This window comes from Paenibacillus sp. 22594 (assembly GCF_052044425.1).
Classification (GTDB): Bacteria; Bacillota; Bacilli; order Paenibacillales; family Paenibacillaceae; genus Paenibacillus_AQ.
In genome coordinates this window covers 344,961-357,438 of record NZ_JBQENA010000004.1, presented here as the reverse complement: position 1 = coordinate 357,438, position 12,478 = coordinate 344,961, and the positions used below count along the sequence as shown (strand labels likewise).

Genomic DNA, 12,478 nt, shown 5'->3' with positions numbered 1-12,478 from the left:
TTATACAGGGGGTAATTCCCTCTAATTAATAAATATTGGGGCATTGCTAATAAATAGAGGGTCTTTTCCCCTTTATTATCATCACAACCCCGAATACTATCAACGACATAAGAGCCAGGAGTGTGTTCATAGTGACCAGAGTAACCGTATGGAATGAATATCGTCATGAACGTGAGGAAGAGCGCATCCGGCAGGTCTACCCGCAGGGCATTCATGCCCAGTTGGCTTCCTTTCTCAGCGACGCCGGACTGGATACAGCGACGGCAACACTGGATGAACCGGAACACGGCTTGACAGAGGAAGTGCTGAATAACACCGATGTGCTGGTATGGTGGGGGCATGTGGCCCATCAGGAAGTGAGCGATGAGGTCGTGAACCGTGTTCATCAGCGTGTGCTTCAGGGCATGGGGCTGGTAGTGCTGCATTCAGGGCATATGTCCAAAATCTTCATGAAGCTGATGGGGACAAGCTGTGATCTGAAATGGCGCGAAGCCGGGGAAAAAGAACGCTTGTGGGTCATGGACCCGAGCCATCCGATTGCCGAAGGCATAGGCGAGTATATTGATCTGGAGCAGGAAGAGATGTATGGAGCGCACTTTGATGTTCCGGCACCGGAGTCGCTGGTTTTTGTCGGCTGGTTCGAAGGCGGGAACGTATTTCCGAGCGGATCGACGTACCGGCGCGGCAGCGGGAAGATTTTTTATTTTCAGCCCGGACATGAATCGTATCCGACCTATTACAACAAAGAGATTCAACAGGTCATTATCAACGGCGTGAACTGGTGTGCGCCAACCAAGCGCGACTACCCTGTGTATGGACATTCCGAGGCGCTGGAGCCAATCAAAGAAAAGGTGGGAGTCTAGATGAAATTAGGAGTATTTGATCCCGTATTTGGAAGTCTGAGCCTGGATGAGATGCTGGATAAAATCGCTGCCGCCGGCCTGAATGCCGTCGAGATCGGTTCCGGGGGTAATCCCGGCAATCCGCACTGTCCTACGGATGAGCTGCTGGCGAGCGAAGCGGCCCGTAACGCCTATTTGGAAAAGTTCACGAAACGCGGCATTATGATCAGCGCCTTCAGCTGCCATAACAACCCGATCTCACCGGATAAAGAAGAAGCCCGCCAAGGCGATGAAATCCTGCGCAAGTCGATCAAGCTCGCTTCACTGATGGGCGTTGCCGTGGTCAATACCTTCTCGGGCACAGCCGGGGACAGTGACGAGGCCAAAGCACCGAACTGGCCGGTCACACCTTGGCCTACAGTGTACAGCGATATTCTAACCTGGCAGTGGGAGCACAAGCTAATTCCCTACTGGAAGGAGATTGCCCAGCTTGCGGAAGAACATGGCGTAAAGATTGGCATCGAGCTGCACGGCGGCTTCCTGTGCCATACTCCGTATACAATTCTCAAGCTGAGAGAAGCGACGGGACCGGCGATTGGAGCGAATCTGGACCCGAGCCATTTGTGGTGGCAGGGCATTGAGCCTGTGGGTGCGATCAAAATTCTTGGCAAGGCCGGAGCGATTCACCATTTCCATGCCAAGGACACGTACCTGGATCAGGACAACATTAATATGTACGGTCTGACAGATATGCAGCCTTACGGCGATGTGCAAACCCGGGCATGGACCTTCCGTTCAGTCGGCTGTGGGCACAGCCTGTCCGAATGGTCCGATATCATGAGCGCGCTGCGCACCTATGGTTATGATTATGTGGTAAGCATTGAGCATGAAGATCCGCTGATGTCTGTGGATGAAGGCTTTTACCGCGCAGTGACCAACCTGCAGTCCATCCTGATCCGCGAGCAGCCGCTTGATATGTGGTGGGCGTAAGGGAATAAGAGCTGTATAAGTAAAATGTTCAAAAGCCATCAAAGGCCTGCTTATTTTGCAGGCAGTGATGGCTTTTTCTTTGCTTGCGTGCCCAGATCGGCAAGGGCTTTCTAGCCGGTGAAAGTCCGGTTGCGGGAGGGGGCTAAGAGAAAGCACCTTTGATTTGGCCGAAAGCGGGCCGTTAAAATTACATTGTTCAACATTCTCGTGGTCGGTTGTCGTTGCAATATGCCGCGCCCGTCAACCACCCGTCTCCGCTTGCCCAAGTTTGCTCCCTTGCACCGCTTCCTTTGTTTGCGCCCCTTGCCCTACTTCACCGGCTTGCCCTCCCTTGCCTTACTGATGCTTATAATAAATCACCGTGGCGGACATTTCCCCATCGCCTGAAGTCACATAATTTGGGATTTTCCCTGCTTCCACAAATCCGCGTGATTGGTAGAGCAGGTTGGAAGGATCACCCTCACGTGTGTCCAGCACCAACAATGTCCGGCCGTTTGCTGCAGCTGCCTGCTCTGCGCTATCCATTAGCAGGCGGGCGATGCCTTTGCGGCGGTGTTCCGGATGCACCATCAGCTTGGCGATCTCTGCCCGGTGCGGGGCGTTGGGCCTCAATACGAAATGGAGCTGGACCGTGCCCACTATGGTTTCTCCCTCGAGTGCTACCCAGAGCAGGACACCCGGGGCCAACACTCCCTGCCAGAAGGCAGAAGCTTCTTCCGCTGCCATCGGAGGGAGGAAACCGATAGAGGCACCATCTTCTACGACATCTATAATCAGTTTGTTCAGTTGTTGCAGGATCTCCGGTTGTAACTCCTCAAGCTGTGTGATGGTAATTTCATGGCTCATCGGTTGTTCATTCCTCCGCATAAAAAATATCGTATGAAATTCATTATAACGATAAGATGAAAGTATTCAATTTTAACTGCTGTAAGGAGAGGATATGAAGTATGCTGCTGGAAGTTATTGCAACGACGGTGAGTGATGCGGTTATAGCTGAAAGGAACGGGGCGGACCGGATAGAGCTGATTACCGGCATCCGGGAGGGCGGGCTGACTCCGAGTCTGGGATTGATAGAAGGTGTACGGGAAGCCGTCAACCTCCCGGTAAGGGTGATGGTTCGCCCGCATGCCCGTTCTTTCCGGTATGATGAAGCCGATGCGCAGACGATGCTGCGGGATATCCGCCACATTGCAGCCGTAGGCGGATTATCCCTTGTCATGGGAATGCTCCATCCTGACCGGACGGTTGACGAAGAACTGCTCAAGAGGCTGCTGCAGGCTGCGGGCGGGATGGAAGTTACGTTTCACCGGGCTTTTGACGAGGCAGAGAATCAGCTTGCAGCATTGGAGATATTATCGCGCTACCCTCAGATTACGGATATTCTGACTTCCGGAGGACGGGATACGGCGCCCGAGGGGAAAGAGCGGATTGCAGTTCTTGAGCAGCTGGCCTCCGCTTCTTCCGTCTCCATCCTTGCGGGCAGCGGCTTAACCGCCGATGGTCTCAGTGAGTTCATCACACAGACAGGAGTAAGTCGGGTGCATTTTGGCTCTGCAGTAAGGGAAGACGGAGATCCGCTGAAGCCGGTAGACCCGGTGCGGGTTCAGTCGGTACGCAGTATTCTGAATTCACTGAAGGGAGAAAGGCTGCTATAATTATGATATTAACAACTTGATAATATCAACCGCCTGTGCTAAAATGTTGTTAATAACATAATGTTAATAACAAAAGTTAACAGGAGGTAATAACTATGTTCGGATTCAGATTCGTGAAATTCCAGCCCAGTGACTATGTGCTTAAGGTGAAAAACGGCAAGGTAGTGCGTGAGGGAGTGGGGCTTTCTTTTCATTATTATGTGCCTACGACTTCGGTTGTTGTGGTTCCGGTATCCTCGATTGATGTTCCGTTCATGTTCGAGGAAATTACAAATGATTACCAGACAGTGACCGTACAGGGGCAGCTGACCTACCGGATTGTCGACTACCGCAAGACCACACAGATTCTCAATTACACCTACAATTTGCGTAAAAATACGTATCTCTCCGACGATCCCGGCAAGCTGGCGCAGCGCGTGATTAATATCGCCAAGGTGCTGACGAAGAAGCAGCTGGAGCAGCTGCCGCTGCGCGAAGCGATTAAGTCCAGTGAACGTCTGGCAAAGACCATTACCCAGGAGATCGGACGAAATGAGGAGATCGAGAAGCTGGGCATTGAGCTGATGGGGCTGTCGATTCTGGCCATTGTCCCGAATAAGGAAACGCTGCGCGCCCTGGAGGCACAAGCCCGGGAAGAAATTCTCCGGAGTGCGGACAATGCGCTCTATGAGCGCCGCAATGCTTCCATTGAGCAGGAGCGCCGAGTGAAGGAGAATGAGCTGAATACGGAAATTGCTGTCGAGACGAAGAAAAAACAGATCCGTGAAACCCAGCTGGACGCCGAGCGTTCGGTGAAGCAGAAGCAGAATGCGATGATGGAGGAGCAGCTCAGCTTCGATACCGCGCTTGAAGAGAAGAAGCAGGAGCTGATCGGGCTGACCGTAGCCAACCAGCGGGCCGAAGCAGATGCCAAAGCCTATGAGCTGTCGGCGGTGATGAATTCGCTGCAGGGCGTAGCGCCTGGTGTGCTGCAGGCCCTGACCAATGTAGGCATGAAGCCGGATAAGCTGATTGCAATCGCCTTCCAGGAGCTGGCGGAGAATGCTGGCAAGATTGGGCAGCTGAACATTTCGCCGGATCTGCTTCAGGGATTGATGGGCGGTTCGGCAGGAAACGGCGGGAATGCTGCAAGAGGAGGCGGGGGACGATGAGCGGGACCCGAAGTTCGGAGAACAAAATAATCCTGATCAAGCGAAAAACCCGGCTCGAAGAACTGGTGGTCCGCTACAATACGATTCAGCAGGCGCAGTTCTATATTGAACGCTTGGGAGCGGATTTCAGCGATTATGTCAGCGAGGACTTTCATTACCGCAAGGCGGTGGAGACCGCAGTGATCGAGCTTGGCACGGTGGGCCGGGTGCAACTGCTGGAACGCCAGCATGTGCCGAACTTCATTTTTGGGGAGCAAGATACTGTAGTGGTGTTGGGGCAGGATGGACTTGTGGCCAATACGTTAAAATACTTGCACGAGCAGCCGCTGATCGGGGTCAATCCCGATCCACAGCGCTGGGACGGTGTGCTGCTGCCGTTCACCGTCAAGGATCTCCGGCATTTGGTGCCGGAGGTGTTCCGGGGGCAGCGGCAGGTGCGTGAGGTCACGCTTGCCAAAGCACAGCTCAACGACGGACAGAGCCTGTACGGCGTCAATGATCTGTTCATTGGCCGCAAGACCCATGTGTCCGCCCGCTATCAGCTGGAGCTGAACGGCGTCACCGAGCAGCAGTCCTCCAGCGGGATTATCGTCTCCACCGGCATGGGCTCCACCGGCTGGCTCAAAAGCGTGCTCGCCGGAGCGGCGGGGATTGTTCACAGCGCGGCGCAGCTGCAAAAGGCAAGCGGAGCACGCACAGCCCCGGCTGCAGGAAGAGGCGGACATCCGGTAACCGGAGCGGCTGAGGCATACACCGCGATGGCAGAGCGGCTGCCTTGGGATTACCCGAACCTGTACTTTACGGTTCGGGAGCCTTTTCCCAGCCGAACGACTTCCGCTGACCTGGTCTTCGGAGAGATCGGCAGCCAGGCCCCGCTGAAGATTACCTCACAGATGCCGGAGGATGGGGTCATCTTCAGCGACGGGGTTGAAAGTGACTTCCTGGCGTTCAACTCCGGCGTGGAAGCGACGATTACACTCGCCGAGAAGCGGGGACGGCTGGTGGTATGAATGCAACATTCAGCAGTAATGGTTCGGTCTGCTCGCCAGCCGGACAACAGAAAGGGTTCCCCGTCAGCCATAGAGAGGCTGCTGAGGAACCCTTTTGAAATTGAAGTGCTGTTGATTACTGGAAGTTGCGGCCCTGATTCATGGATGAACCAAAGGATTGATTCGAAGACATTGGCGAATGCATTTGCTGCGAATTGAAGGAAGGCATCATTGGGATATGTGGCATCGGTGATGGCTGTTGGTTCATGGAAGAATGGAAGACCGGGCTATAAGATGGGTTAAATCCTTGAGCCCCTGTGCCGATTCCAGTGCTGAAGCTGGTAACCTGGGAGTTCTGCTCCATCTGTCTAACCAGTTGGGATACATGCTGCAGCTGTTGTACAGCCGTTTGATGACCCTGCAGGGCCTGCTGAATCATTTGACTGGCTTTACGTTCACGGTCTGCCAATTCTTCCAGCTTGGCAGCATTTTGCTGTTCCTGTTGAAGAAGCTGTTGATAGTTTTGGCTGGCCTGTTGTGTTTGGGAGACCAGCTGCTGAATAATTTGCTCACATTGGTTGATCTGGCTGGAAATGTTGGAATTCAAAATATTTTGCCTCCTTGGCATTTCGGTTTGGTAATGCGTTCTTATTATCTCTGAGAAAAGTACTGAATATTCATGTGCTTGATTTGCTTGAGTTGACGGCTACAATTCCTTCAACTGCTCCTTCAATGCCAAGGGACGGGCTCAAAAGAAAGGTACAGGCTGCACAGCAACTTTTGCGGCCTCCTTTCGTCTATCTAGAAAACAGTATCCATAATCACCCATAACCTGGAGGAGGGGCAGCATGAATCAGCATGGTTTATTTGCTAGACCAAAGGCTTTTTGGAAATATAAGAACGTATATGTTTCACGTTACAAACCATCCTTCTATTTAGTGCTGAAACGGAGTATTACACTGCCGCTTGTATTTGTGCTTCTGTTAACATTGGGCTTCCCGGGAGTGTCCACGGCATCGGCAGCATCGTCATCAGAGCTGATTATTGTGAACAAAAAGACGAATACGCTAGGCTATTTCAGTGGCGGCAAGCTGGTCCGGACGTTTCCGGTTGCCACAGGCAAAACTAAAAGCCTCACTCCAGAGGGCAGCTTCAAAATTGTCGTCAAGATCAAAAACAGGCCATATTATAAGGAACACATTCCCGGAGGAGATCCGGCGAATCCGCTTGGGGACCGCTGGCTGGGACTCGAAGTGAACGGCACAAAGGGTACAACGTACGCCATTCATGGCAATAATAACGAAGCATCCATCGGCAAATATGTCAGTGCCGGGTGCATCCGTATGCATAATGAAGACATCCACTGGCTGTATCCGCAAATTGCCAAGAATACAAAAGTGGTGATCACTTCTTCGTCACTCAGCCTGGACAGCATTGCTGCCAAAAACGGCTATGCCCTCGGGATTACCGCTTTTGCAGGAACCTTCATTATTGATGGTAAGCCGCTGAAGCTTAAGGATGACTTCATCCTGGAGAATTCGCGTGTTTTTGTTCCGTTGAGAGAAACAGTAGCCTTACTGGGAGGTACGCTGAAGCCGGAAGTTGGAACCGGTGCGCTGGAGATCACCATAGGAAACCGTACGGTGACACATAAACCACTGACCACTCAAGCTGTTGTGCAGGGCAAAACCATACCCATGATTGCGTCCAAAAATGTGAATAACCTTCTCTATCTGCCGCTTGGCAGCCTGACAGAGTTGTTCGGTCTTCCGTTCAAATGGAGCAAGCAGGAAGCCACAGTCACTTTCTAGGACGGATCAGCTTCATAGTATCCCCGGACCGCAGCGGGCAGAGGCCTGCTGCGTTTTTTTGTAACCCGTTCTATGTACAGCAACTTTGAACGGGCAGGAGTATCAGGATAAATATTGAAGTTATAGAGGGAAAGGGCAGAGGATTGAGCCTACCGTAGAGTACGGGATTATTTATATTAGGAGGCGGGTGATTGAGATTCGAATCCGGATCATTGGCGGCTGCGGAAGCGGGAAATCCTATACAGCCAAGGAATTATCCAAGCGCTACAGTATTCCTTACTTTGAAACCGATAATTTTGTATGGGACAGAACGGCTCCGAACCTGCGGAACACCCCAGAGGTCAGGGACGCGTTATTAGCAGAAACCACAGCTTTGAACTCATGGATCATCGAAGGGGTGCACTATAAATGGGGCAGCGAGAGCTTCCGGCAGGCAGATTACATTGTCGTGATCAGGCCTAACCGGGTAGTTCAGGACTTGCGGGTAGTGCGGAGATTCGTGAAAACCAGGCTTAGCCTGGAACAGGGGAATTATAGTCAAACGTTTAAGAACCTGTATGAGATGCTGTTTGAATGGAACAGGAAATATGAACGGGTGGATATGCCCAGAATTATGGAACTGACAGAAGAATATGCCGGCAAGCGGATGATTGTCCAAAATAATCAGGAGATCCTGCGCTGGAGCAGCTCTAATATCCATTTGGCTGAAGCCGCTGGTGGAGTTCCTACTCAAGTGGAGAGGTGATGTATGATGAGCAAGCTGGCAACCTTTGTGCTCGAAATATTACGGATGTGTCTTTTGCTGTTACTGACTCTAGGGTTACTGGGCGGCTTGGAGTATGGCCTATTTAAGCTGTTGTACAGCTGGACGATATACCCTGGGAGCGCTGCGGCGGGGAATCTCATTTTGTTTTTTGTGCTTTACCGCAATTATTGGCAGTTCAAAGGCTGGTTCAAATCAGAAAAAAATCAGAGGCTGGGACGCAATCTGACGTTTAGCCTAACTAGTCTCTCGCTGCTGCTGATCCTGCTGCCGTTTGCTGTCCCGCTAATGATGTAATAACGGAATGGGAAACTTTAAATATAAAGGTTCTTGACCTTGTTTATGCTTGTGGAGTTGCATATGCTGTAAGAAGTATTACATTTCGGACAATTACGGAGGTTCACCGAAGCGATGAATAACTAACACGTTTCCTTCTCAAAAGACCATGAACTAGGGATGTGCTTATGCACAAGCCACGGGACACCCTTTGGAATAAAGCATGTAAGGACGGCGTAGCCGTTGCTGCTTGGGGTGTACGGTCAGGGGATACGTGTGTCGATCGGGGACCTTACGATGCTTGCTACAGATGAACGCAGCTGATAAATATATGGTTCACCTTGCGATAAGACAAGGGAGCAATATATCTGCAGCGTTGTTTCATGGCATCCTCCTCCTTCATACATGCTCTGCCGCAGGCCGCTGGCTGCGGTTTTTTAGTATTTTTACGGAAGCGGAGGAATGGATATGACCATAATCAAGGTTAGACATATACGTAAAGAATGGAACGGAATTCCCCTGTTCGCGGATGTCTCTTTTGAAATTGCCGAGAGAGAACGTGTGCTGCTCTTCGGACGCAACGGGATCGGCAAGACGACGCTGCTGCAGGGTTTGCTCGGACGTTACACCTTCGAGGAGGGCAACGTTTATCATGGTCTGCCCCCGGAGGAGCGGGGAGTACTGGATCAACAGCTGGAGATTGGGTCAGATGTCAGCGCGCTGGAGTATGTTCTGTCCGGTTCGCCGGAAGTGGATGACCTTAAGCGCAGGCTGGAGCAGATGGGCCGTGTGCTACAAGAGACTAGCGGCAGCGATGAAGCGCTTGTGGCCGAATACGGTGAAGTATATGAACGTTATCTGCAATTGGACGGGTATGGCTGGGAGGCCAAGGCGGAACAATGCCTTAGCCAGCTGATGCTGAATCCAGAGGTGTGGACCCTGCCTTACCGCCAGCTCAGCGGGGGGCAGAAGACCAGAGTTCAATTGGCTGCGCTGCTGGCCCGTCAGCCGAAACTGCTGGTCCTGGATGAGCCGACGAACCATCTGGATGAGAAGACCATGGTCTGGCTGGAAGAGTGGGTGCGGAATTATCCGGGGACGGTATTCTACGTTTCCCATGACCGCAGATTCATTGACCGGACGGCTACGGCAGTGCTGGAGCTAAGCCCGCAGGGCTGCCGGCGATATCCGGGAGGATATACGAAGTACCGGGAGCAGAAGGAGATAGAGTCACGAACGCTGGCGGTGCAGTACAGAAAGCAGGAGCTGGAGAGGGAAAAGCTGCTGGCGAGCATCCGGCGTTACGCGGAATGGTTCCAGCAGGCCCACCTTGCTGCCGGTCAGAACGATTTCCGGCGCGCCCAAGCAAAGAAGAACGTCTCCCGGCTCCATGCCAAGGAAGCGAGTCTGGAACGCCTGGAGCAGAATCGGGTGGAGCTGCCGCGTGCCATATCCCAGCTGAGCATGAAGCTGGAAGGTGAAGTTTTCCGGGGAGATTCGCTGCTTGAGATGAGCGGCATTCATTATGCTTACGGCGGCGTCCCTGCGCTGCTGGAGAATTTTAATCTAACTTTACGGCGCGGAGACCGTCTTGCTGTTCTTGGACCGAATGGTGCCGGCAAATCCACGCTGCTGAAGCTGATCGCTGGTCTGCTGGAGCCTGACGGTGGCGAATTGCGCATGCATCCCCGCACACGGGTAGGTTATTTTGCCCAGGAACTGGATGATCTGCCCCTGTCATCCACCCTACTGGACAGCTTGCTGGAGCTCCCCGGCATGACGCAGACGGAGGCGCGGACCATTCTGGGCTGCTTCTTGTTCCCACGGGAGGATGTGTTTAAGCGGATCGGTGATTTAAGCCTTGGTGAGAAATGCCGTGTTGCCTTCCTGCGGCTGTATTTTGGCCGTGCCAATCTGCTTGTGCTGGATGAGCCGACCAACTATTTGGATATCGATACCCGGGAGCGGGTGGAAGAAGCACTGGCTTCTTATCCCGGCGGACTGGTTATCGTCTCGCATGACCGGTATTTGCATGCTAAAGTAGCCAACCGGCTGCTTTTGCTGGAGCGTGGAGGGACACCGCGTCAGTTCACAGGTACCTATGAGGAATATTCGTCCAAGGACCGGAGCCGGGTGCTTACACCGGAAGAGCAATCACAAGAAGGAGAGCTGCAGCTGATGAAGCTGAGGCTGGCCCAACTGATGCACAGTGAAACCAGGGAGACGGTGGAAGAAGACCGCGAGCTGATGAATGAGATTGTGCAGCTGCGGCGGACCATCCATGAGCGGCAATAACCTCCCGTTCCACCCTGGGGTGACGAGATAACGAAAAATCCAAAAAAATACAGATTCGTTGGAGGGTTATGGCATATTTTGGCGAAATGTATAAATCATACAGCTAAAATATGAGGGAGGCACTCTCAAATGCGTAATAAGGGAATCAGAATCATGGTAATGCTGCTGCTCCTGTTCAGTATGGCCATACCGGTACAGTCCACTTCGGCGGCATCCAAAAGCATCAAGGTTAAAGTAACCTTGGTCAGTGCGGAGCTAACTGAAAACAATCATGTGGGTAATGAGTGGTATACCACGGCATATATTAACGATAAAGAGATCAGTGAGGGCTCATCCGTGGTTCTGGACCTGAAATCGACAGGAAGTGTTCAACTGAAGGCGTATGCGGAAGAGCAGGATAAAATTCCGGAATCCGCCACGGCTACCGCTTCTGTCAAAGCCTCAGCAATAACCAAAACCATCAGCAAAGCCATAGAGGTAACCGTCGTCGAAAACCGGGGGCGCTATTCCGGCAACACGGCCACATGGACGTTCACCTTTAGAGTTCAGAAGCAATAGACCAGAAAAGCAACCAGGGGGAACAATGAATAAAAAAGTATGGTTAAGAATGGGGCTGACCCTAATTGTGCTTGTGCTGCTCTATCTTTGGATGCGGCCGCAGCAGATGGAGCGGGAATACGGAAGTATTATATATACAAATGAATCCGGAGTCATAAAAAGCACGACTATTCACTTTAAAGGACAGGTTGTCCGGGGCGTCCTCCTGTTCTCCAAAAGTACAATAAACGGAACATTGACTGTAGACCAGGATCTGACCTATAAGATAAAGCTGAAGGATAACGGAGGTTATTATCTGGGGGTTATGACGGCATGGGATACCGATCACCAGACACGTACAACCGGGGTGATTTCTGCGGCGAAGAAGCTGGACCGGTTCTGGATTACGCTGACTGATCTCGATAAGCGCTATAATCTTAAGAACGGTGAGGGGAATATTTCAGGTCCGGCAAGTACACTGGAAGAAGCGAAGCAGGTAGGAAAGGATATTTTGGCTGCGTACAGGTCTTAACTCTGGAGGTACAACATGAATCGAAGTGTGGAAGAACAGCTGGTTCCAGGGGACTTCACAGGATTTTGGAAAAGGGTGCTGATCAGTATTGTGGATGTTCTGGTGCTTCTTCTTCCGGCCTATGTTGTGAATAAGTTCTTCGTCTGGGCGACAGAACATTATCATTCGGGGATACCGTTGTTTATCCAGTTTGCGCTGCTGTGCGCATTTAATATTTATATGGTGGTCAAATACGGCGGGACGCCCGGAAAGCTGCTCCTGAAGGTCAGAATTATAAATGCGGACGGACAGCTGCCCTCTGTGAAGCAGGCATTGATCCGGGATAGCTTCTATATTCTGAACTCATTTTTGGCGGTCATTGCAAGCTTGAGTGTGTACAAAACCCTGTCGATTTCCACTCATGCCGGGGAATGGCTTCCGCTTGTGATTGGTTTGAATGCATTTTTTGGCTTTGTGATTATAGTGGACTGCCTATGCGTCGCATTCATCAAGAATAACCGGGCCATACATGATCTGATGGCGGGAACGTACGTGGTTGATAAGTCGGCGATGGATAGTCTTAAGCCAGACAAGATAAGTTGATATGTTCCCAAAGGGATAGAATCGGCAGTCCGCTGCTGAGTTCTATCCCTTTACT

Annotated in this window: 14 protein-coding genes; 12 read left to right on the top strand and 2 right to left on the bottom strand. The window is 51.8% G+C overall.

All coding sequences use genetic code 11. From position 1 onward, the window contains the following. The first annotated feature begins 131 nt into the window (after positions 1–131). Together ACTJKB_RS15725 and ACTJKB_RS15720 are read left to right on the top strand one after the other, a co-directional pair. Positions 132–863 carry a ThuA domain-containing protein gene (locus ACTJKB_RS15725; RefSeq protein WP_440835171.1) on the top strand — a complete coding sequence of 244 codons (732 nt, stop codon included), beginning with the start codon at positions 132–134 and terminating at the stop codon, positions 861–863. Then, positions 864–1,832 carry a sugar phosphate isomerase/epimerase family protein gene (locus ACTJKB_RS15720; RefSeq protein WP_440835170.1) on the top strand — a complete coding sequence of 323 codons (969 nt, stop codon included), beginning with the start codon at positions 864–866 and terminating at the stop codon, positions 1,830–1,832. A 336-nt stretch (positions 1,833–2,168) separates the two neighbouring features. On the opposite strand, the gene ACTJKB_RS15715 is transcribed toward ACTJKB_RS15720, so the two are convergent. Next, positions 2,169–2,678, bottom strand: a complete 510-nt coding sequence (locus tag ACTJKB_RS15715; protein WP_440835169.1) for an N-acetyltransferase family protein — start codon at positions 2,676–2,678, stop codon at positions 2,169–2,171. A gap of 101 nt (positions 2,679–2,779) precedes the next feature. Here ACTJKB_RS15715 and ACTJKB_RS15710 point away from each other — a divergent pair, with 101 nt between their 5' ends. The 3 genes from ACTJKB_RS15710 to ACTJKB_RS15700 all read left to right on the top strand — a co-directional run bounded on the left by ACTJKB_RS15710 (position 2,780) and on the right by ACTJKB_RS15700 (position 5,648). Continuing rightward, positions 2,780–3,487 (top strand): copper homeostasis protein CutC, encoded by a 708-nt coding sequence (locus ACTJKB_RS15710; RefSeq protein WP_440835167.1) that lies wholly within the window; start codon positions 2,780–2,782, stop codon positions 3,485–3,487. Between the two features lie 95 nt (positions 3,488–3,582). Next, positions 3,583–4,638 (top strand): SPFH domain-containing protein, encoded by a 1,056-nt coding sequence (locus tag ACTJKB_RS15705; RefSeq protein ID WP_440835166.1) that lies wholly within the window; start codon positions 3,583–3,585, stop codon positions 4,636–4,638. Further along, a complete protein-coding gene (locus ACTJKB_RS15700; protein WP_440835165.1) occupies positions 4,635–5,648 on the top strand; it encodes a sugar kinase in 1,014 nt (337 codons plus the stop codon). The genes ACTJKB_RS15705 and ACTJKB_RS15700 overlap by 4 nt, the downstream gene beginning before the upstream one ends. A gap of 115 nt (positions 5,649–5,763) precedes the next feature. Here the strand turns inward: ACTJKB_RS15700 and ACTJKB_RS15695 are convergent, their stop codons facing one another. Beyond that, positions 5,764–6,234 carry a hypothetical protein gene (locus ACTJKB_RS15695; protein WP_440835164.1) on the bottom strand — a complete coding sequence of 157 codons (471 nt, stop codon included), beginning with the start codon at positions 6,232–6,234 and terminating at the stop codon, positions 5,764–5,766. 241 nt (positions 6,235–6,475) lie between these two features. Between ACTJKB_RS15695 and ACTJKB_RS15690 the strand changes: the two genes are divergently transcribed. The 7 genes from ACTJKB_RS15690 (at position 6,476) to ACTJKB_RS15660 (ending at position 12,423) form a co-directional block, all read left to right on the top strand. Beyond that, complete coding sequence (locus tag ACTJKB_RS15690; protein ID WP_440835162.1) at positions 6,476–7,438, top strand: L,D-transpeptidase family protein; 963 nt, start codon at positions 6,476–6,478, stop codon at positions 7,436–7,438. Between the two features lie 187 nt (positions 7,439–7,625). Further along, positions 7,626–8,183, top strand: coding sequence for a hypothetical protein (locus ACTJKB_RS15685; RefSeq protein WP_440835160.1), 558 nt, complete (start codon positions 7,626–7,628; stop codon positions 8,181–8,183). 3 nt (positions 8,184–8,186) lie between these two features. Then, a complete protein-coding gene (locus tag ACTJKB_RS15680) occupies positions 8,187–8,498 on the top strand; it encodes a hypothetical protein (RefSeq protein ID WP_440835158.1) in 312 nt (103 codons plus the stop codon). A gap of 447 nt (positions 8,499–8,945) precedes the next feature. Then, positions 8,946–10,772 (top strand): ribosomal protection-like ABC-F family protein, encoded by a 1,827-nt coding sequence (abc-f, locus tag ACTJKB_RS15675; protein ID WP_440835157.1) that lies wholly within the window; start codon positions 8,946–8,948, stop codon positions 10,770–10,772. 129 nt (positions 10,773–10,901) lie between these two features. Then, positions 10,902–11,330 (top strand): hypothetical protein, encoded by a 429-nt coding sequence (locus ACTJKB_RS15670; RefSeq protein ID WP_440835155.1) that lies wholly within the window; start codon positions 10,902–10,904, stop codon positions 11,328–11,330. 25 nt (positions 11,331–11,355) lie between these two features. Continuing rightward, the gene (locus tag ACTJKB_RS15665; protein ID WP_440835154.1) at positions 11,356–11,841 is read left to right on the top strand and encodes a hypothetical protein; all 486 of its coding nucleotides are present in this window, start codon (positions 11,356–11,358) and stop codon (positions 11,839–11,841) included. Between the two features lie 15 nt (positions 11,842–11,856). After that, positions 11,857–12,423, top strand: a complete 567-nt coding sequence (locus ACTJKB_RS15660; protein WP_440835152.1) for an RDD family protein — start codon at positions 11,857–11,859, stop codon at positions 12,421–12,423. The last annotated feature ends 55 nt before the right edge of the window (positions 12,424–12,478 follow it).

Coding starts and splice junctions, on each gene's coding strand:
- ACTJKB_RS15720 (WP_440835170.1), top strand. CDS start 864: ATGAAATTAGGAGTATTTGATCCCGTATTTGGAAGTCTGAGCCTGGAT.
- ACTJKB_RS15715 (WP_440835169.1), bottom strand. CDS start 2,678: ATGAGCCATGAAATTACCATCACACAGCTTGAGGAGTTACAACCGGAG.
- ACTJKB_RS15710 (WP_440835167.1), top strand. CDS start 2,780: ATGCTGCTGGAAGTTATTGCAACGACGGTGAGTGATGCGGTTATAGCT.
- ACTJKB_RS15705 (WP_440835166.1), top strand. CDS start 3,583: ATGTTCGGATTCAGATTCGTGAAATTCCAGCCCAGTGACTATGTGCTT.
- ACTJKB_RS15700 (WP_440835165.1), top strand. CDS start 4,635: ATGAGCGGGACCCGAAGTTCGGAGAACAAAATAATCCTGATCAAGCGA.
- ACTJKB_RS15690 (WP_440835162.1), top strand. CDS start 6,476: ATGAATCAGCATGGTTTATTTGCTAGACCAAAGGCTTTTTGGAAATAT.
- ACTJKB_RS15680 (WP_440835158.1), top strand. CDS start 8,187: ATGATGAGCAAGCTGGCAACCTTTGTGCTCGAAATATTACGGATGTGT.
- abc-f (WP_440835157.1), top strand. CDS start 8,946: ATGACCATAATCAAGGTTAGACATATACGTAAAGAATGGAACGGAATT.
- ACTJKB_RS15670 (WP_440835155.1), top strand. CDS start 10,902: ATGCGTAATAAGGGAATCAGAATCATGGTAATGCTGCTGCTCCTGTTC.
- ACTJKB_RS15665 (WP_440835154.1), top strand. CDS start 11,356: ATGAATAAAAAAGTATGGTTAAGAATGGGGCTGACCCTAATTGTGCTT.
- ACTJKB_RS15660 (WP_440835152.1), top strand. CDS start 11,857: ATGAATCGAAGTGTGGAAGAACAGCTGGTTCCAGGGGACTTCACAGGA.